This window comes from Pseudomonas sp. WMBT8 (assembly GCF_050916005.1).
In the GTDB taxonomy this organism is placed as follows: domain Bacteria; phylum Pseudomonadota; class Gammaproteobacteria; order Pseudomonadales; family Pseudomonadaceae; genus Aquipseudomonas.
Genome location: NZ_CP188096.1, coordinates 5,854,370 through 5,872,864 on the forward strand (window position 1 = coordinate 5,854,370; position 18,495 = coordinate 5,872,864).

General features: G+C 61.7%; 15 protein-coding genes. 6 read left to right on the forward strand and 9 right to left on the reverse strand.

The genetic code is table 11. The annotated features are described in order from the left end of the window. The first annotated feature begins 6 nt into the window (after positions 1-6). The 3 genes from ACO77H_RS26790 to ACO77H_RS26800 are packed head-to-tail and all read left to right on the forward strand — an operon-like array spanning position 7 to position 2,046. Positions 7-675 carry an amino acid ABC transporter permease gene (locus tag ACO77H_RS26790; RefSeq protein ID WP_170042101.1) on the forward strand — a complete coding sequence of 223 codons (669 nt, stop codon included), beginning with the start codon at positions 7-9 and terminating at the stop codon, positions 673-675. After that, positions 672-1,322 carry an amino acid ABC transporter permease gene (locus ACO77H_RS26795; protein ID WP_169955026.1) on the forward strand — a complete coding sequence of 217 codons (651 nt, stop codon included), beginning with the start codon at positions 672-674 and terminating at the stop codon, positions 1,320-1,322. Before ACO77H_RS26790 ends, ACO77H_RS26795 begins: the two co-directional genes overlap by 4 nt. Then, complete coding sequence (locus tag ACO77H_RS26800; protein WP_169955027.1) at positions 1,309-2,046, forward strand: amino acid ABC transporter ATP-binding protein; 738 nt, start codon at positions 1,309-1,311, stop codon at positions 2,044-2,046. Before ACO77H_RS26795 ends, ACO77H_RS26800 begins: the two co-directional genes overlap by 14 nt. On the opposite strand, the gene ACO77H_RS26805 is transcribed toward ACO77H_RS26800, so the two are convergent. The 4 genes from ACO77H_RS26805 to ACO77H_RS26820 form a co-directional block, all read right to left on the reverse strand. Then, the gene (locus ACO77H_RS26805) at positions 2,018-2,572 is read right to left on the reverse strand and encodes a hypothetical protein (RefSeq protein ID WP_178123952.1); all 555 of its coding nucleotides are present in this window, start codon (positions 2,570-2,572) and stop codon (positions 2,018-2,020) included. The genes ACO77H_RS26800 and ACO77H_RS26805 overlap by 29 nt on opposite strands. Positions 2,573-2,576: 4 nt before the next feature. Beyond that, positions 2,577-5,066 carry a fimbria/pilus outer membrane usher protein gene (locus ACO77H_RS26810; protein WP_432754767.1) on the reverse strand — a complete coding sequence of 830 codons (2,490 nt, stop codon included), beginning with the start codon at positions 5,064-5,066 and terminating at the stop codon, positions 2,577-2,579. Next, positions 5,056-5,703, reverse strand: coding sequence for a fimbria/pilus chaperone family protein (locus ACO77H_RS26815; RefSeq protein ID WP_432754768.1), 648 nt, complete (start codon positions 5,701-5,703; stop codon positions 5,056-5,058). The genes ACO77H_RS26810 and ACO77H_RS26815 overlap by 11 nt, the downstream gene beginning before the upstream one ends. A gap of 188 nt (positions 5,704-5,891) precedes the next feature. Continuing rightward, positions 5,892-6,539: a DUF1120 domain-containing protein gene (locus tag ACO77H_RS26820; RefSeq protein ID WP_170042098.1), complete on the reverse strand. Its 648-nt coding sequence runs from the start codon at positions 6,537-6,539 to the stop codon at positions 5,892-5,894. Positions 6,540-7,019: 480 nt separating this feature from the next. On the opposite strand from ACO77H_RS26820, the gene ppx reads away from it, so the two are divergent. Beyond that, entirely contained in the window at positions 7,020-8,522 is a 1,503-nt protein-coding gene (gene ppx / locus ACO77H_RS26825) for an exopolyphosphatase (protein ID WP_170042097.1), read from the forward strand. Between the two features lie 3 nt (positions 8,523-8,525). Here the strand turns inward: ppx and ACO77H_RS26830 are convergent, their stop codons facing one another. From ACO77H_RS26830 to hemB, 3 genes are all read right to left on the reverse strand, one after another. Further along, positions 8,526-9,935 carry an amidase family protein gene (locus ACO77H_RS26830; protein WP_170042269.1) on the reverse strand — a complete coding sequence of 470 codons (1,410 nt, stop codon included), beginning with the start codon at positions 9,933-9,935 and terminating at the stop codon, positions 8,526-8,528. A gap of 233 nt (positions 9,936-10,168) precedes the next feature. Further along, complete coding sequence (gene ppk1 / locus ACO77H_RS26835) at positions 10,169-12,391, reverse strand: polyphosphate kinase 1 (RefSeq protein ID WP_169955031.1); 2,223 nt, start codon at positions 12,389-12,391, stop codon at positions 10,169-10,171. A gap of 18 nt (positions 12,392-12,409) precedes the next feature. After that, positions 12,410-13,423 (reverse strand): porphobilinogen synthase, encoded by a 1,014-nt coding sequence (gene hemB, locus ACO77H_RS26840; RefSeq protein ID WP_169955032.1) that lies wholly within the window; start codon positions 13,421-13,423, stop codon positions 12,410-12,412. A gap of 218 nt (positions 13,424-13,641) precedes the next feature. Between hemB and ACO77H_RS26845 the strand changes: the two genes are divergently transcribed. Then, the gene (locus ACO77H_RS26845) at positions 13,642-14,286 is read left to right on the forward strand and encodes a DedA family protein (RefSeq protein ID WP_169955033.1); all 645 of its coding nucleotides are present in this window, start codon (positions 13,642-13,644) and stop codon (positions 14,284-14,286) included. Here the strand turns inward: ACO77H_RS26845 and ACO77H_RS26850 are convergent. Continuing rightward, a complete protein-coding gene (locus tag ACO77H_RS26850) occupies positions 14,267-15,502 on the reverse strand; it encodes a sterol desaturase family protein (protein ID WP_432754769.1) in 1,236 nt (411 codons plus the stop codon). The two genes, ACO77H_RS26845 and ACO77H_RS26850, sit on opposite strands and share 20 nt — an antisense overlap. A gap of 114 nt (positions 15,503-15,616) precedes the next feature. Between ACO77H_RS26850 and elbB the strand changes: the two genes are divergently transcribed. Then, a complete protein-coding gene (gene elbB, locus ACO77H_RS26855) occupies positions 15,617-16,282 on the forward strand; it encodes an isoprenoid biosynthesis glyoxalase ElbB (RefSeq protein WP_432754770.1) in 666 nt (221 codons plus the stop codon). Between the two features lie 63 nt (positions 16,283-16,345). Here elbB and ACO77H_RS26860 read toward each other — a convergent pair whose 3' ends face one another. Continuing rightward, the gene (locus tag ACO77H_RS26860; protein ID WP_169955036.1) at positions 16,346-18,244 is read right to left on the reverse strand and encodes an FTR1 family protein; all 1,899 of its coding nucleotides are present in this window, start codon (positions 18,242-18,244) and stop codon (positions 16,346-16,348) included. Positions 18,245-18,495: the final 251 nt, after the last annotated feature.

The following is an 18,495-nucleotide window of genomic DNA, read 5'->3' on the forward strand; positions in this document are numbered from 1 at the left end:
TGATCCATGGCCTATCAATTCGACTTTGTGCCGGTGCTGGCCAATACCGACCTGTTGTTGCGCGGTGCGCTGTTCACCCTGGAGCTGACCGCTATCGGCGCCATCCTTGGGGTGGCGCTGGGGATTGTCGGCGCCGTGGTGCGGGCATGGAAAATCCAGCCGTTCTGCTGGCTCTTCGGGGTGTATGTCGAGTTGATCCGCAATACGCCATTCCTGGTGCAGTTGTTCTTCATCTTCTTCGGTTTGCCGTCCCTGGGCCTGCAGATTTCCGAATGGCAGGCAGCGGTGCTGGCGATGGTGATCAACCTGGGGGCTTATTCCACGGAGATCATTCGCGCCGGGATCCAGGCGATTCCCCGTGGGCAACTGGAGGCCGCAGCGGCGCTGGCAATGACGCGCCTTGAAGCGTTCCGCCATGTGGTGTTGCTGCCGGCGCTGGGCAAGGTGTGGCCGGCGCTGAGCAGCCAGATCATCATCGTGATGCTCGGTTCGGCGGTGTGCTCACAGATCGCCACGCAAGAGTTGAGCTTTGCCGCCAACTTTATCCAGTCCCGCAATTTCCGTGCGTTTGAAACCTATGCACTGACCACCCTGGTGTACCTGTGCATGGCGTTGATGATCCGCCAGTTGCTCAACTGGATCGGCCGCCGCTATGTGATGAGGAACAGCCGATGAGTGATTTTTCGTTCTGGGACATCGTGCGCAACCTGCTGACCGGCCTGCAGTGGACGCTACTGTTGTCGCTGGTGGCGTTTATCGGCGGCGGGCTGATCGGCTTGCTGGTGATGACCCTGCGCATCAGCAAAAAGGCACTGCCGCGCAATATTGCCCGCACCTATATCGAACTGTTCCAGGGCACGCCGCTGCTGATGCAGTTGTTCCTGGTGTTCTTCGGCATCGCCTTGCTGGGGATCGATATCTCGCCGTGGCTGGCCGCCGCGATTGCCTTGACCCTGTTTACCAGCGCCTACCTGGCCGAGATCTGGCGCGGCTGTGTCGACGCGATCGCCCATGGCCAGTGGGAAGCCTCCGCCAGCCTGGCCCTCAACCCTTATGAGCAACTGCGCTACGTGATTTTGCCCCAGGCCCTGCGAATTGCCGTGGCGCCGACAGTGGGTTTCTCGGTGCAGGTGGTCAAGGGCACGGCGGTGACGTCGATCATCGGCTTCACCGAATTGACCAAGACCGGCAGCATGCTCGCCAACGCCACCTTCGAGCCCTTCATGGTCTACAGCCTGGTGGCACTCGGTTACTTCCTGCTCTGCTACCCCTTGTCCCTCAGTGCCCGCTACCTGGAAAGGAGACTGCATGCCTCTGCTTAGAATATCCGCGCTGCACAAGTATTACGGCGATCACCATGTGCTCAAGGGTATCGATTTGACGGTCGAGGAAGGCCAGGTGGTGGCGATCATCGGCCGCAGTGGCTCGGGAAAATCCACCTTGCTGCGCACCCTCAATGGCCTGGAGTCGATCAACGATGGGGTGATTGAAGTCGACGGCGAATACCTCGACGCGGCCCGCGCCGACCTGCGCAGCCTGCGGCAGAAAGTCGGCATGGTGTTCCAGCAGTTCAACCTGTTCCCCCATTTGACCGTGGGCGAAAACGTCATGCTCGCGCCCCAGGTCGTGCAAAAAGTCACCAAGGCCAAGGCCGCGGACCTGGCGCGACAGATGCTGGAGCGCGTCGGGCTGGGGGAAAAATTCGATGCCTTCCCGGATCGCCTGTCCGGCGGCCAGCAACAGCGGGTGGCCATCGCACGGGCACTGGCGATGTCGCCCAAAGTGTTGCTGTGCGATGAGATCACCTCGGCGCTGGACCCGGAGTTGGTCAATGAAGTGCTCACAGTGGTGCGCCAACTGGCTAAGGATGGCATGACCTTGATCATGGTCACCCACGAGATGCGTTTTGCCCGGGAAGTCGGCGACAAATTGGTGTTCATGCACCAGGGCAAGGTACATGAGGTTGGCGACCCGAAGGTTCTGTTTGCCCAACCGCGCACCGCTGAGCTAGCCAACTTTATTGGTTCTGTGGAGCAGCCGGGCTGATGCCAGCCCCGTGCGGCACCCACTCGACCTGGACCTGCCCTTCCAATGTGGTTTCACGGCGCACAGAGAACGCATCGACCGGCAGATACGGGTCGACCTCCAACTGCGCCGATAATCGCCGGCCTGTCACCGGTACGCCTGCGGCCCGGGCGATCAGCACCTGCCCGGGCACAAGCTGATCGCCGGTCGAGCCGTCGACGGCCAGGTCCACGGGGCGGCCATCCAGCTGGGAGTGCCGGATACTCAAGGTAACGACGCCCTCGTCACCAAACCGAAACCCCCGCCCTCCCGCAGGCAACCCGCCAAACCGGATCGCCATGGGCACGGGATCGATGCACACCACGTTCAGCACCACCGTACGCTTGCCCAGTGACGGTGAACTGGCGGGGCCATCAAGCCACTGAGCGTGGCGCAATATGCCAAAGTCGACGCGAGGCTGGCTTAAAACCAACTGGCAATTGGCGACACTGGCTTCACTGGCCAATATCGCGATAACGAACAACAGGCGCTGATAAAACCTGCTCACCGATTTACAACCCTTGGCAGGTGGCCGAGGCGGTTTCATAAAGTTTGTCATTGGAGGGCTCTGGCTCAAGGTTCAGTTGCAACAGGCAGGGTTTGGTCGAATCCGGCAATTGGACACTCAGGGTTTGCTGGGGCTGGCTGTCATTCAGGAAGATCAGGCCTTCGCCCACCACGCTGGTCACAAAGGCCTTGTCGGTGCCAAACACAGCAGCCCCCTGGGGTAACGCGCGCCCATGCTGATCACGGGCAGTCAATAGAACACGGCGGGCACTGACCACCTGGAATTCCACGGTATTGAACGAGCCGCGTGCAGCCGCCAGGGTTTGGGTGCCGTTCTTGAGGTCGACGCGCTTGGGCAGCGATTGGGTCTGCACTTGGAGGTGGCTGTTGCTGTACGCCGGTAGCCCAGGAATGACCGCTTGGCCGCGATAGTCAGTCCAGACCGGGCCCTGGGGCGTCTCGACCTTGGCGCCCGAGATATTCCCCACCGACAGCAGGCCGAACGTGTCCTGTACCGGGTAGGGCGAAAAAGTCAGCCCTTGCCCATGGGCCACCACGGCGCCCTGCAATTGCCCGGTGTAGCTGGTTCCCGAGGCGTCGCGGTTCACTCCCGCACCTATGCGGGTGTAGCGCGGCATGACATCGACCCGCCCGTGCACCGATTGCTGGCGGTCCGTCAGATCGCGCTCGGCTCCAACCTCATAGTCCACATACTCATTGACCCGTTCCGACAAGGATGTGCCGATATCGGAGCGGCCATTGCGCCGACTGGCGTAGGAGGTCAGGCGACGGCTCTCGCCAAAGGGCAGGCTGACCTGCAGGCGCAGGGACATCCCTTGCGAGGGAAGCTCCTCATTGGCGGCATAACGGCGTTTTCGGCGGCGCGACGGGCCGGTTTGCGAGTCGGCGATCAACGCGACATCAACCTCACTGAAACGCCTGTTCCACGACGCGAATACGTGTTCGGCACCCTGCCCGTCAAACTGGGTGCTGCGCGAATAGCTGAGAGATAGCGCGCCAAACAGCGGCTCGGCCCAACTCAGCCCGGCGGTGTACTGGCGCTGGAAACGCGCATCCAGAAAGTCCTTGTTCGAGACGGCGCCTGCCTCCAGGACATCCCGATAACCTCGGCTCTGGGTAGTAGCACTCAGGTTCACTTCAACCCCGGCGCCCAACGGGCTGCCCAGCGACACGGCATTGCGCGTGCCGCCCACGCCACGGACCTGGTCACGCGACATGTTGTGCCTTGCCGTCAGCGAAACCCGCTGGAAAAACACCCGGCTCAACGTACCACCGGCCGCATGATATTCATCTGTCCCCAGCACGCCGAACCCCAGGGCCGTGCCTGCGCCCAGGCCCCAGGTACCGCTGCCCATCGCCACCACCGGTTGCTCCCGGCCACTGACGAGCGTTTCGCGCACCTTGCCCAGGGCAAAGTCGAAGCCAGGCGCCACAGGCACCTGGGCTCCGAACGACGCCGCCGGCACCACGAAACTGCGCTTGCCACCCCGGGTCCCGATGACACTCACGTCCAGGTCACTGGTGCCATTGAGCAGCGGCAGACCGGTCAGGCTGAAGGGGCCTTCAGGCACCAGGGTCGAATAAATCAGTACCCCGGACTGGCGCACCTCAACCCTCGCCTGGCTATGGGCCAGGCCTTCGACCACTACACCGTTGGCGCTCCCAAGGCGCGCCACACCATCGGGAAAGAATTGGAAGCCCGAAAGCTGGAGCCCACCAAACACCGGGCTGCGGCTGGAAATCTGGCCTGCCTGGAAGGTCGATTGCAGGGCCGCGAAATCGCGCTGGGCGTAGGCATACACATGCTCGCTGCTGCCCCTGCCATTATCGGAAATGTAGAACTGCCGACTGCGCACAACCCAGTTGCCCAGGTTGAACCCCGCCTCGGTATAGGCCGAGACAAACCGGCTGGAGCCATCACGTGCATGGCTGTCGAACCCCAGCACATCGTAGTTGAGCATGGCGGCCGTACCGCCCTGGCTGAAGCTGCCCGCCTCCCACTGCGCCTCGCGCAACGATTGCGTGGGCACCACCAGGGATACTTCGTCACTGCCGGGGCGCAGCCGCACTATCGTTGCCGGATACTCACCAATAAAGTCATGGCATGCCTGATCGGCCGTGACACCGGCCTGCAAGATCACCGATGGCACCCGCAAACCGGCCTTGTCCAGCAGCCCTCGGGTAAAGCACAGTTGGCCCTGGTAGTCGAAACGAGCGTCGACCAACCCCAATGCGGCGCCATTGACCCGCAGCCCGACCACCTGGACACCCTCGCGAAAACGCGCGGCACTGCGAAAGTATTCCGAGACTTTTGGATCAATGCCATGGGTGGTCAGGGCCGCCAGGTCAAACCCCGTCCCCAGCTCGATGGCCACCACCTCCCCATGCCCCCCGAAAAGGCTGGCCAGGCCCATGAACAGCCCCGAACAACGGGCACCACCCGTCATCTTGCCCACCGCCCGGTCAATTCCCATGATCGGCCACATTGGCTTGGTAAGTGTCGACGCTGAACCCGTAGACAGTCGCCGGCTGCAGGACCACCGAGCTGACGGCGGAAAGGGCGCCCTGGGTCGCGACCGCCAGGGTCTCACCCGGCAGGATGTAGCTGCGCGGCAGGGTCGCCAGCTGTTTGCCCGGCAGCAGTTGCAACTCCAGCGCCAACCGCACCACATACGCACTGTCGTTGTGCACGACCAGGCCACTGCCCTGGCGCTTCCACTTCAGCAGTTCCCAGGGTGCCTGGTGCCTGGCCAGCCCCTTGGGATGCAGGATCAGCGGCAGGTTCTGGCGCAGCGTGATGCCAATGGTCGCCCCGCCGGGGCTGCGGGCCTGGGGGATGCCTTCAAAGGACACTCGTTTCAAGCGCTGGGTCTTGAGCGGCGCAGCGGCGGTGCTGATAAAACGCACCAACTGGGTTTCACCGGCTTCGACCCGGCTAATCGGCGGCGTGACAACCAGCAGCGGCTCTTGATCTTCCGGGATGTTTTCAATCACCGAGTGAAGTAACGCGGGACCCGGATCGGTGTTCTTGAGATTGATCGTCGCTTCACCGTCTTCTTCATAGAGCACGACCACCGTTGTCTCGGGCTGCATGCCATCGGCGAAGGCCATGCCACTTGCGCAAAACAGTAAAGCTGAACAACTCAACAGCGTCACACTTGCTTTCAAAAAACAACTCACAGTGTTTTCTCCGCAACGACCCAAACAAATAACAAACAAGTGCCCACGCAAAAGCAGCCGACAAGTTCCGGAAGTACCAAGAAAACTTCCGTTGCAATATCGGCTGTTTTTATAAGTGCTTAGATGTAACTAAGTACTAAAGTAGCCCGCCCATCCAGCGTGACATCCCGGGTGAGGTCCAGGTCCTGCGCCTTGTTGATGACCGCCTTGACCGCAATCACACCGGTCAGTTGGGCAACGGCTGCCGGAGTAATGGTCGCGCCATTGCGCCACGAATACTGGCTGGGGGATTGCGCGACTTTGCCATCACTGACCTGCCAGGCGCCGGTGCCCGACCGCATGATCGGGTTCAACACCACCCCTGACGACCTCAGGTCGCGCAGGGTGACCGAGTAACCGCCGGTACGCCGGTTCGATACGGCCCCCAAGCCGAAGTTCTGCGCCTCGGTATAGCCGGCACCGAGGATCCCGGTGACCTTGCTGCTAGCCTGTAGGTCGGTCAGGGCCAGGGCGAACTTGGCCGGGGTGCTGCCGCAGTTGACGGACACCGAGGTGGTTCGCTCCTCGCGAGGGTTGAAGGCGGTCTGGGACAACTCGCCGGAGCGGATGGTCCCGTAGTCGATGATCCCACCACCACCCAGGCTCAGGTTGCAGGAGGTGGGAGTGATCGTCCCCCGCACCACCAGTTGCGCTACGTTTGTTGCCTGGGCAGCGATACTGGCTGCCAGGCAGATAATGCCCATCGTCAAACCCAATGCTTTTTTCATGATCAACCTGTCGTTAGAAAGTGTCAGGCGTTATTTATTTAAACCGGGCAGTTTACCGCCCATCTTTAGTTCCTTGTTGAAACACAAAGCCATAAATAAATAACACCACGGCATCATTGCCGAAGGACAGTTTCACCCTGCCCACCACCTAATAAATATAAGACAACACCTTAAACCCTGTGAGACCTGTTAAATACAACCGTCCCTTTTAACAACTATAGAAGTAGTCCGGAGCAAACTAAAGATCAGCATAATTAACGCCGCCATGTAGGAAACCGCATAAGCACTTCAACTTTTGAAAAACTTTATAACCCCCTACATACCACTAGGGAGATGTCATAGGCCGCCCGGGAATTTGCCCTACATTTCCTACAAAACTTGATCGAGAGCAGGGGTAAGACAAATCACCGAGCACTACGCGTTGGCGCCAGCGTTTGATCGTGGCACGATGGCAAGGTTATCGACCGAGATCCCCTACCCATGCCGCAATCCCAAGCCAAGAATCTGTCCCTGATCGCCGCCATCGACCTGGGCTCCAACAGCTTTCACATGGTCGTGGCCAAGGCCCAGAACGGTGAGATCCGCATCCTTGAGCGGCTCGGCGAAAAGGTACAATTGGCGGCCGGGATCGACGATGAGCGCAAGCTCAACGAAGAATCCATGCAGCGCGGGCTCGATTGCCTCAAGCGCTTTGCCCAACTGATCAACGGCATGCCCCAGGGCGCCGTGCGTATCGTCGGCACCAACGCCTTGCGCGAAGCGCGTAACCGTGGCGAATTCATCCGCCGCGCCGAGGAGATCCTCGGGCACCCGGTGGAAGTCATCTCCGGCCGTGAAGAAGCGCGCCTGATCTACCTCGGCGTTTCCCACACGTTGGCCGATACCCCCGGCAAGCGCCTGGTGGCCGACATTGGCGGCGGCAGCACCGAGTTCATCATCGGCCAACGCTTCGAGCCGCTGCTGCGCGAAAGCCTGCAAATGGGTTGCGTCAGCTACACCCAGCGCTATTTCAAGGACGGCAAGATCACCCCGGCCCGCTACGCCCAGGCGTACACGGCGGCGCGGCTGGAGATCATGAGCATCGAGCACGCCCTGCACCGCCTGACCTGGGATGAAGCCATCGGCTCATCCGGCACCATCCGCGCCATCGGCCTGGCCCTGAAGGCCGGCGGCCATGGCACTGGCGAAGTGAATGCCGAAGGCCTGGCCTGGCTCAAGCGCAAGCTGTTCAAGCTCGGCGATGCCGAGAAGATCGACTTCGATGGCATCAAGCCCGACCGCCGCGCCATCTTCCCTGCCGGCCTGGCGATCCTGGAAGCCATCTTCGACGCCCTCGAGTTGCAGCGTATGGACCATTGCGATGGTGCCCTGCGTGAAGGTGTGCTCTACGACCTGTTGGGCCGCCATCATCACGAAGACGTGCGTGAGCGCACCCTGGGTTCGCTGATGGAGCGTTACCACGTTGACCTGGAACAGGCGGCACGGGTCGAGCGCAAGGCGCTGCATGCCTTTGACCAGGTCGCCGAGGATTGGGACCTGGAAGACGGGGTCTGGCGTGAACTGCTGGGCTGGGCGGCCAAGGTCCATGAGGTGGGTCTGGACATCGCCCACTACCATTACCACAAGCACGGCGCGTACCTGATCGAGCACTCCGACCTGGCGGGGTTTTCCCGGGAGGACCAGCAGATGCTGGCGCTGCTGGTGCGCGGCCATCGCCGCAATATCCCCAAGGACAAGTTCGCCGAGTTCGGCGCCGAGGGCATCAAGCTGATTCGCCTATGCGCCCTACTGCGCTTTGCGATCCTGTTCCATCACATTCGAGGCACCCAACAGATGCCGCAAGTCACCCTGCGCGCCAATGGCGACAGCCTGGATGTGGTGTTCCCCAAAAACTGGCTGGACGAGAACCAACTGACCCAGGCGGATTTCGCCCAGGAAGCCGAGTGGCTGACGCGGGTGGGGTTCAGCTTGAACGTGCACTGACACCTAGACCCTCTCGGACGACAGCGGTACGCCAGGCCGGAACGCCGGCTCGCGGATGGCCTGCGAGGCCTGTTCATAACCGTGTGCAACCGAGAGCAGCGTGGCTTCACTGTTGCCCGTGCCGCAAAAGTGCAGCGCGGTCGGCATACCCTCCTCATCCATGCCCGAGGGCACCGAGATGCCGGGGTAACCGGCTGCGGCGGCAAAGTAGTAACTGTCGGAGCGGAAGTTCGACACGATGGCATCGAGCCTGTGCTCGCTCAACGGCTTATCGAGGGTGTCCTTGAAAGTCGGCAGGACGGCCGCCCACAGTTGCTCGCGCTGCTCATCCGTCACGTCCAGGCTGTTGATGTGCTCCAGCAACGCCTGGTCCGGCTCCCCGGTTTTCCTGTCACGCTCGTTGAACGCAATCAGCTCAGCCAGCGACTTCACGGGCAACCCTTCCCGGCCGGCCAAGTAGCCTTCCAGGCGTTGCTTGATCCCAGCAAACAGCGCGTCGCTGTATTGATCGTACGTCTCATTCGATACATTCGCGTCCAGCCTGCCTATGGGCACCATGACTGCACCCTTGGACGCGAGCAATGCGAGCGCGTCCTCGTAGTGCTTTCTGTCTGCGCGCAGGGCCGGATTCTGGGCGGCCTGCGGCGACAGCTCAGGCAGCGGGGTGTAGCCGATACGCTTACCCTGCAAGGCATTGGCCGTCAGGCCGGCGGTGTAGCCGGTGGTTTCGGTCATGGCATTGAGCGCTTCGCCAGCATCCCGCACGCTGCGGGTAAACGTGCCCACCGAGTCCAGCCTGGAACTGGTGATGACGCCCTCGGTACTCACCAGCCCGACCGAGGTTTTCAAACCAACCACGCCGTTGTAGGCCGCCGGGGCAATGATCGAGCCGTTGGTCTCGATGCCCAGTGCCAGCGGTACCAGGCCCTGGGCGACCGCCACCGCCGAACCCGAACTGGACCCTGCCACCTGCCCTCCCAGCCGATGGGGATTGAGGGTCTGCCCGCCACGGGAGCTCCAGCCATCGACCGCCACGCTGGAGCGGAAGTTGGACAGCTCGCTCATATTGGTCTTGCCCACGATCACGGCGCCAGCCTTGAGCAGGTTGTCCACAACCTTGGCGTTTTTGGTCGCCGGTGAACCGACCAGCGCACGGGAACCCGCACTGGTGTGCATTTTACCGCTGGTTTCAAAGACATCTTTCAGGGCAATCGGCACGCCGTGCAAAAAACCGCGCACGGTACCGCCGGCACGCTCCTGATCGCGCGCCCGCGCCTGTTCACGTGCATCGGGGTTGACCTGCAGGAACGCATTGCCACCCTGCAAACCCTGGTCGATGTTGGCGATACCTTGCAATGAATCGCGCACCAGCGACTCTGAAGTGACTGCCGCCCGAGCCATGTCGGACGACATGGCCTGCGCACTGCGGTAGCCCTTCGGCGGTGCGGCCAGCACCTCAAAAAAACCCGAGGCTTCAAGCCCGATTCCTACGCCCGATCCGATCATCGAAAACTCCTCAACTGCGCTATACAGGCTATCGCCTGATAGCCCGAGGTCAGTCTAGGAGCGGGAGCCTGGGCTCCCCAACCTGGGAAATCTGACGGTGCTGTCCGATTTCTCAGTGGGGGGTGTAGGCCTGGCCGATATCAGCGGACCGTCAGCACCGGGCTGCCCAAGCGCTCCAGCAAGGTTGCCTGGGCACTGCGCGGGTTCTGGTTGCCGGTCGGCGTGTTGCGCACATAGCGCCCGTCCGACTGTAGGCTCCAGCTGTGGGTGTTGTCGGTCAGATAACTCTCAAGCTCTTTCTTGACCCGCATGATCAGCTTCTTGCCTTCCACCGGGAAGCAAGTCTCCACCCGCTTGTCGAGGTTGCGCTCCATCCAGTCGGCGCTGGAGAGGAACATCTGCTCCTCGCCGCCGTTGAGGAAGTAGAACACCCGCGTGTGCTCCAGGAAGCGCCCAATGATCGAACGCACGTGGATATTGTGGGACACGCCCGCGATGCCCGGACGCAGGCAGCACATGCCCCGCACCACCAGGTCGATCCGCACGCCGGACTGGCTGGCCTTGTACAGCGCGCGAATGATCTTCGGATCGGTCAGCGAGTTGAACTTGGCGATGATATGCGCCGGCTTGCCGTCGAGGGCGAACTGGGTCTCGCGGGCAATCATGTCGAGCATGCCCTTTTTCAGGGTGAACGGCGCATGCAGCAGCTTTTTCATGCGCAGCGTCTTGCCCATGCCGATCAACTGGCTGAACAGTTTGCCGACGTCTTCGCACAGCGCGTCGTCGGACGTCAGCAGGCTGTAGTCGGTGTAGAGCTTGGCGTTGCCCGCGTGATAGTTGCCGGTACCAAGGTGCGCGTAACGCACGATTTCACCGGCCTCGCGGCGCAGGATCAGCATCATCTTGGCATGGGTCTTGAAGCCGACCACGCCATAGATCACCACCGCGCCGGCCGCTTGCAGGCGGCTGGCCAGTTGCAGGTTGGATTCTTCGTCGAACCGCGCACGCAGTTCGATCACCGCCGTGACTTCCTTGCCGTTACGCGCGGCGTCGACCAGTGCATCGACGATTTCCGAGTTGGCGCCGCTGCGGTACAGGGTCTGGCGCACGGCCAGGACATGAGGATCCTTGGCGGCCTGGCGCAACAGGTCGACCACCGGGGTGAACGACTCGAAGGGGTGCAGCAGCAAGATGTCCTGCTTGCTGACCACACTGAAGATGTTCTCGCTGTTTTGCAGCAGCTTCGGAATCTGCGGGGTGAACGGCGTGTATTGCAGTTCCGGGTGGCTGTCCAGGCCGGTGATGCTGAACAGGCGCGTCAGGTTCACCGGGCCATTGACCTGGTACAGCTCGGTCTCGGCCAGGTTGAACTGCTTGAGCAGGTAGTCCGACAGGTGCTTGGGGCAGGTGTCCGCCACTTCCAGGCGGACCGCGTCGCCGTAGCGCCGCGAGAACAGCTCGCCGCGCAGGGCGCGGGCCAGGTCTTCGACGTCTTCGGTGTCGACCGCCAGGTCAGCGTTACGGGTCAGGCGGAACTGGTAGCAACCCTTGACCTTCATGCCCTGGAACAGGTCATCGGCGTGGGCGTGGATCATCGACGAAAGGAATACATAGTTATCGCCAGCCCCCCCGACCTCTTCCGGTACCTTGATGATCCTTGGCAACAGGCGCGGTGCAGGAATGATCGCCAGGCCCGAATCACGGCCAAAGGCATCGATCCCTTCGAGCTCGACAATAAAGTTCAGGCTCTTGTTCACCAGCAGCGGGAACGGGTGCGTCGGGTCCAGGCCAATCGGGGTGATGATCGGCGCGATCTCGTCACGGAAATAGCGACGAACCCAGGTCTTGAGCTTGACGGTCCAGTTGCGGCGGCGGATGAAGCGCACCTGGTGCTTTTCCAGCTCCGGCAAGAGGATGTCGTTGAGGATGGCGTATTGGCGATCCACATGGCCGTGCACCAGCTCGCTGATACGGGCCAGGGCCTGGTGCGGCTGCAGGCCATCGGCGCCGGCTTGCTCGCGGGCAAAGGTGATCTGCTTCTTGAGGCCGGCGACACGGATCTCGAAGAACTCGTCCAGGTTGCTGGAAAAGATCAGCAGGAACTTCAAACGCTCGAGCAACGGGTAGGACTCATCCAGCGCCTGTTCCAGCACGCGGATATTGAATTGCAGTTGCGACAGCTCGCGATGGATGTACAGGCTGCTGTCGTCCAGGTTCGGAATCACGATAGGCGGTGCCGCCACCACCGGCTCCGCGGTCACGGCAGGCTGCTCGGGCGCAAGCTCCGGCGGGGTTTCGGCCACCTGTTCAACCACCGGGTGCGCATCTTTTACGGCAACTTCTGTGAGTCCTTCGGTATTCATCGAGTGTTCCTGTGAGGGCTATTGTTGCTCTCTAAGCAATTGGGCGGCACGGGCGGCAAAGTAAGTCAGGATGCCATCAGCACCCGCACGTTTAAAGGCGGTAAGGGACTCAAGGATCACGCCTTCACCCAACCAGCCATTTTGAATCGCGGCCATGTGCATGGCGTATTCACCACTGACCTGATAGACAAAGGTTGGCACCTTGAATTCCTCCTTGACCCGATAAAGGATGTCCAGGTACGGCATGCCAGGCTTGACCATCACCATATCGGCGCCTTCGGCCAGGTCCGCCGCCACTTCGTGCAAGGCTTCGTGGCTGTTGGCCGGGTCCATCTGGTACGAGGCCTTGTTGGCCTTGCCCAGGTTCAATGCCGAGCCGACCGCATCGCGGAACGGGCCGTAGTAGGCGCTGGCGTACTTGGCCGAATAGGCCATGATCCGCACGTTGACATGCCCGGCCAGCTCCAGCGCCTCGCGGATCGCCTGGATCCGACCGTCCATCATGTCCGAGGGGGCCACCACCTGGGCGCCCGCTTGGGCATGGGACAGCGCCTGCTTGACCAGTGCGTCGACGGTGATGTCGTTCTGCACATAACCCTCTTCATCCAGGATGCCATCCTGCCCGTGGGTGGTGAACGGGTCCAGCGCCACGTCGGTGATCACCCCAAGCTCGGGGAAACGCTCGCGCAGGGCGCGGGTTGCGCGCTGGGCAATGCCTTCAGGGTTCCAGGCCTCGGCGGCGTCCAGGGACTTGAGCCCGGCCGGCGTGACCGGGAACAGCGCCAGCGCCGGGATCCCCAGTTCAACCCACTGCGCCGCCTCTTCGAGCAGCAGATCAATGGTCAAGCGCTCGACACCCGGCATCGACGCCACCGCTTCCCGGCGATTTTCACCGTCCAGCACAAACACCGGCAGGATCAGATCATCCACCGTCAGTACGTTTTCACGGACCAGGCGGCGAGAAAAATCATCACGACGGTTGCGGCGCAGGCGGGTAGCGGGAAACAGGCGTTGGGCGGGGGTAAAGCTCACGGCAGACTCCTGAGCCCGGCTTGACGGGCGAGCGTGACAGTTATAAGCGGCCATTATGACGAAGGAATGACAGTTGTGCTTACTCATCCAACTGGCATGCGACCTGTAGCCGCATTCATGCTTTACGTAGGAAATGTTCACTTCGTGACACATCTCGATACTTTCATGAATGTTCACGAAGGCGTAGGCTGCGCGTTCATTTCGCCAGCACCCAGACAATGCTCCAACAATTTCTGAATGACTTTGGCTACTTTGCCCTCTTCCTGGGGACGTTCTTTGAAGGTGAGACCATCCTGGTTCTCGCAGGCTTCCTTGCGTTCCGCGGATACATGGATATCAACGTGGTGGTGGTGGTCGCGTTCTTCGGCAGCTACGCCGGCGACCAGCTCTGGTACTTCATGGGCCGCAAGCACGGGCGCAAATTGTTGGCGCGCAAGCCACGCTGGCAACTGCTGGGCGATCGGGCGCTGGAGCATATCCGCCGGCACCCGGATATCTGGGTACTGAGTTTCCGCTTCGTCTACGGCTTGCGTACGGTCATGCCCGTGGCCATTGGCCTGTCCGGCTACCCGCCGGGGCGCTACCTGTTGCTCAACGGTATCGGCGCGGCGATCTGGGCGGCAGCGCTGGGTGCTGCGGCCTATCACTTTGGCGCCGTGCTCGAAGGCATGCTGGGCAGCGTCAAGAAGTACGAGCTGTGGGTCCTCGGCGCCTTGCTAGTGCTCGGCTTGGGCTTGTGGCTGCGCCGGCGCATCCGCAACGCCCGCCTGACCCGGGAAAACTGCGCGGCCGAAAAAGCCCGGCTGGAGCAGGAACAACTGGCCGAGCCGAAAAAGCCCGAGCCTACGACGCCAATCGAGTAAGCCGGCCCCGGCAACAGTAAAGGCCGATGACACTGAGCAGGCTGTAGCTGGCCAACCCCAGCCAGCCCAGCACGCTGGCGGGCCACAACCCGACCAGCGGCGCCAGCCACACGAGCGGCACATTCAGCCCCAACCGCAGCAGCTCGGCCTTCAAGGCCCACGGGCGATTCTCCAGGGCCACGCCCAGGGTAAACAAGCCCAGTGCCATCACACTCCAACCCAACACTAGCGCAGCCGTCGGCATACCTTCGCCGACATTCATCAAATAGCTGCCAAAACCCACATACGCGGCAAATTGCAGGGCGATGTAAATCTGCTGGCGCGTGTCCAGGGGCACCTCGAATTTCCGGAACTGGCTCAGGTCCGGCTTGGCCAGCGGGTACCTGGCCTGGACGTCCGCCGGGCGCCAGCCGGTGCGCATGAACCAGATACGCAGTTTGTCCCACCCATTTTCGGTACGCCGGGCGTCACTCCACAGCTGTGCATAAAACTGCAGGTTGGCCCACAGCGGATTCCAACTGGCCAGAGGCGTGGTCACGCCAAAGATCACCGGCTCGTTTTCGTCTTCTTCCTGGAACGAGCCAAACAAACGGTCCCAAATAATGAACACCCCGCCGTAGTTGCGATCCATGTAGAGAGCGTTCTGTGCATGGTGGGCCCGATGATTGGACGGTGTGACGAAGCACCATTCGAACCAGCCGAGCTTGGGCACATGGCGGGTATGCACCCAGAACTGGTACAGCAGGTTGAGCGACGCCACGCTGATAAACACCAGCAGCGGCACGCCGACGACAGCCAGCGGCAGATAGAAGACCCAGCTCAGCAAAAAGCCGGTGCTGGTCTGGCGCAAGGCGGTGGTGAGGTTGTAGTCCTCGCTCTGGTGATGCACCGAGTGCGCCGCCCACAGGATATTGCGCTCGTGGCCGCAGCGATGCAGCCAGTAGTAGCAGAAGTCGTAGAAGACAAAGGCGAACACCCAGGTCCAGACGCTCTGGGCCGGCAGCTCGAACAGCGCCAAATGCTTGAGGGCGAAGGCATAGGTCAGCAGCCCGACGCCTTTGGTCAACAGCCCAGTGGTGGTGGACAATACACCGGTGCTCAGGCTGTTGATGGCGTCGGCCACCCGGTAGTTGCGCTCGCCGCGCCAACGGTCGGCCAGCAGTTCGACCACAATCAGGGCAATGAAAAACGGTACCGCATAAGGGACGAAGTCCATGGGCCAGTCCGGTCAATTATTGTTACACCAAGATTAGTGCAGTGGCCGGTTGTCCCATTGGCAATGCGCGACAAATAAGTAGACATTTAACGCCATAAATCAGGAGAAATGCCCATGAGCAAAAAGATTGCAGTGATCCTTTCCGGCTGTGGCGTGTACGACGGCGCTGAAATCCATGAAAGTGTTATCACGCTGCTGCGCCTGGATCAGCGCGGCGCCGAGGTCCAGTGCTTTGCCCCGGACATCGCGCAGTTGCATGTGATCAACCACCTCACCGGCGAAGAAATGCCTGAGTCGCGCAATGTCCTGGTGGAGTCGGCGCGCATCGCCCGGGGCGAGGTGAAGGACATTCGCGAGGCCCGCGTGGAAGAATTCGATGCGCTGATCGTGCCCGGCGGTTTTGGCGCGGCGAAGAACCTGTCGAACTTTGCCGTCGAAGGCGCCGGTTGCAGCGTCAACCCGGACGTACTGGCACTGGCCGAAGCCTTTGCCGAAGCGGGCAAGCCGGTGGGGTTGATCTGCATTTCGCCGGCCCTGGCGGCAAAAATCTACGGCCCAGGCGTGACCTGCACCATCGGCAACGACGCCGACACCGCCGCCGCCCTGGACAAGATGGGTGCGACCCACCAGGAATGCGCGGTAGACGAAATCGTCGAAGACAAGGCGCGCAAGCTGGTGAGCACGCCGGCCTATATGCTGGGCAAGAACATCAGCGAAGTGGCATCGGGGATCAACAAGCTGGTGGACCGGGTGTTGGAACTGACCCACGAGAACGACTGAACCAGCGAAGCCGATCAAACAGGTGGGAGCTGGCCAGCTCCCACAATTTGACCGCAAGTACCTTCAGGAAGCCGCCACCCGGCGCTTCTCGGCCAAGCGGCTGCGGCTGTACAGCACCACAATCGCAATGATCGCCACGGCCTGGGCACTCAACGAGTACGCATCGGCATGGATGCCCAGCCAATCGAAGTCAAAGAACGCCACCGGCCGGGTACCGAAAATGCCGGCTTCCTGCAACGCCTTGACGCCATGCCCGGCGAACACCACCGACAGCGCACACAGCAACGCCGCGTTGATGCCGAAGAACAGTGCCAACGGCAACTTCGCCGAACCGCGCAGGATGATCCACGCCAGGCCCATCAGCAGCACCAGCGCCGTGGCGCCACCGGCCAATACCGCGTTATGCCCGGCAGGACCGGCCTGCAGCCACAGGGTTTCGTAGAACAGGATCACCTCGAACAGTTCGCGGTACACCGAGAAGAACGCCAGGATCGCAAACCCAAAACGCCCGCCACCACCGACCAGGCTGCTCTTGATGTAGTCCTGCCAGGCGGCCGCGTGGCGCCGATCGTGCATCCATACCCCCAGCCACAACACCATCACACTGGCAAACAGCGCCGTGCAGCCTTCGAGCAATTCACGCTGGGCGCCGCTGACGTCAATCACATACGCCGCCAGGGCCCAGGTCGCCGCGCCAGCGACCAACGCCAGCGCCCAACCGACGTTGACGCTGCGCACCGCCGACTGCTGGCCGGTGTTACGCAAAAAGGCCAGGATCGCCGCCAGCACCAGGATCGCTTCCAGCCCTTCACGCAGCAGGATCAGCAAGCCCGAGATATAGCTCAACGACCAGCTCAGGCCGTCGCCGCCCAACAGGCCGGCCGCTTCAGTGAGTTTGCCCTTGGCCACATCCAGGCGCTGCTGGACCTGCTCGATTGGCAATCCGTCCTGCAACGACTGCCGATACGCCATCAGGGCTTTCTCGGTGTCCTTGCGCACGTTGGCATCGACGTTATCCAGTGAGCTTTCCACCAGCTCGAAGCCTTCCAGGTACGCCGCTACCGACAGGTCGTAGGCCTGCTCGTGCTCACCACTGCGGAACGCCGCAAGGCTCTTGTCCAGGGTCGCCGCGGTGTACTCCAGCAACTGCGCCGGACCACGCTGGACCTGCGGCGGCTGCGCGCGCTGGGCGCGGAACACCCGGACGGCGTCCGGCCCTTCGGCGGCCAGCACCTCTTCCGGGGTCTGGCGCGCCAGGTCGGCCAGGTTGAAGGATTTTTCGCTTTTTGCAGCGGCCGGGTCGGCGGTGAAGCCGGCGATGTAGGTCGCCAGGTCCCAGCGCTGACGGTCATCCAGCTGGTCGGCGAACGACGGCATGTCGGTGCCTTCGACGCCCAGGCCCAGGGTGTTGTAGATGCCATACAGGCTCAGGCGGTCCAGGCGCTGCGCATCGCGCAGGTTGGCCGGCGGCGGGGTCATGCCGACACCGGCCGGGCCATCGCCCGCCCCGGCGTCACCGTGGCACACCGAACAATGCTGGGCGTACAGCGGCGCGCCACGTGTCGGGTCCGGGGTAATGGCCGGCGCCTGGCTGACTTCATAGGCTACCGCCAACTGCGCCCCCAGTTGCCGGGCCTGGCGTGCTACCGCGTTACCGTCCTGATGGCTGGTAACGGCGGCCAGCAGCTCATCGACGCCTTTGACCAGCGCCTCACGCTCGGGCTTGTCCGGCAGTTCTGCCACCAGCCCCTGCAACACGCCGAGAAATTCCACCTGCTCACGGTATTCAGACTCATCGACCACCTTGCCCGCCTGCACCGTCGGCGGATAGTCGGCGCCAATATAGTCCAGCAAATGCAGGGCCTGGGGCGCACCTTCTGCGGTGGCAGCCAGCAGATTGAAGCTGCACGACACCAACGCTGGCAACAACAGCCAGGCGAGAAAACGGGAGGGGGCAGTCATGAATGAATCTCAGATGGAAACAAGAAGTAACATATTGTCGAATGTTAATGGGTTTGACTCAAGGCGTTAGTGATTGGCGGCTGAAATCTGTGCCCTGGGTAGTGGCACAAACCTTAAACAATGCCGCTGAAAAGCCATTGTTTTGCCAGTAACGAGGCCTATAATGCGCCGCCTTCGTTATCGCGAATCGGCATTTAGGCTCCTCTTTTTATGAGGAATAGGTAGGAAAAAGCTTCCTGCGATTGGTTATT

Excerpts from the sequence above, each read along its gene's own strand:
- ACO77H_RS26790 (WP_170042101.1), top strand. The coding sequence starts at position 7 with ATGGCCTATCAATTCGACTTTGTGCCGGTGCTGGCCAATACCGACCTG.
- ACO77H_RS26795 (WP_169955026.1), top strand. The coding sequence starts at position 672 with ATGAGTGATTTTTCGTTCTGGGACATCGTGCGCAACCTGCTGACCGGC.
- ACO77H_RS26800 (WP_169955027.1), top strand. The coding sequence starts at position 1,309 with ATGCCTCTGCTTAGAATATCCGCGCTGCACAAGTATTACGGCGATCAC.
- ACO77H_RS26810 (WP_432754767.1), bottom strand. The coding sequence starts at position 5,066 with ATGGGAATTGACCGGGCGGTGGGCAAGATGACGGGTGGTGCCCGTTGT.
- ACO77H_RS26815 (WP_432754768.1), bottom strand. The coding sequence starts at position 5,703 with ATGGCCTTCGCCGATGGCATGCAGCCCGAGACAACGGTGGTCGTGCTC.
- ACO77H_RS26820 (WP_170042098.1), bottom strand. The coding sequence starts at position 6,539 with ATGAAAAAAGCATTGGGTTTGACGATGGGCATTATCTGCCTGGCAGCC.
- ppx (WP_170042097.1), top strand. The coding sequence starts at position 7,020 with ATGCCGCAATCCCAAGCCAAGAATCTGTCCCTGATCGCCGCCATCGAC.
- ACO77H_RS26830 (WP_170042269.1), bottom strand. The coding sequence starts at position 9,935 with ATGTCGTCCGACATGGCTCGGGCGGCAGTCACTTCAGAGTCGCTGGTG.
- ppk1 (WP_169955031.1), bottom strand. The coding sequence starts at position 12,391 with ATGAATACCGAAGGACTCACAGAAGTTGCCGTAAAAGATGCGCACCCG.
- ACO77H_RS26845 (WP_169955033.1), top strand. The coding sequence starts at position 13,642 with ATGCTCCAACAATTTCTGAATGACTTTGGCTACTTTGCCCTCTTCCTG.
- ACO77H_RS26850 (WP_432754769.1), bottom strand. The coding sequence starts at position 15,502 with ATGGACTTCGTCCCTTATGCGGTACCGTTTTTCATTGCCCTGATTGTG.
- elbB (WP_432754770.1), top strand. The coding sequence starts at position 15,617 with ATGAGCAAAAAGATTGCAGTGATCCTTTCCGGCTGTGGCGTGTACGAC.
- ACO77H_RS26860 (WP_169955036.1), bottom strand. The coding sequence starts at position 18,244 with ATGACTGCCCCCTCCCGTTTTCTCGCCTGGCTGTTGTTGCCAGCGTTG.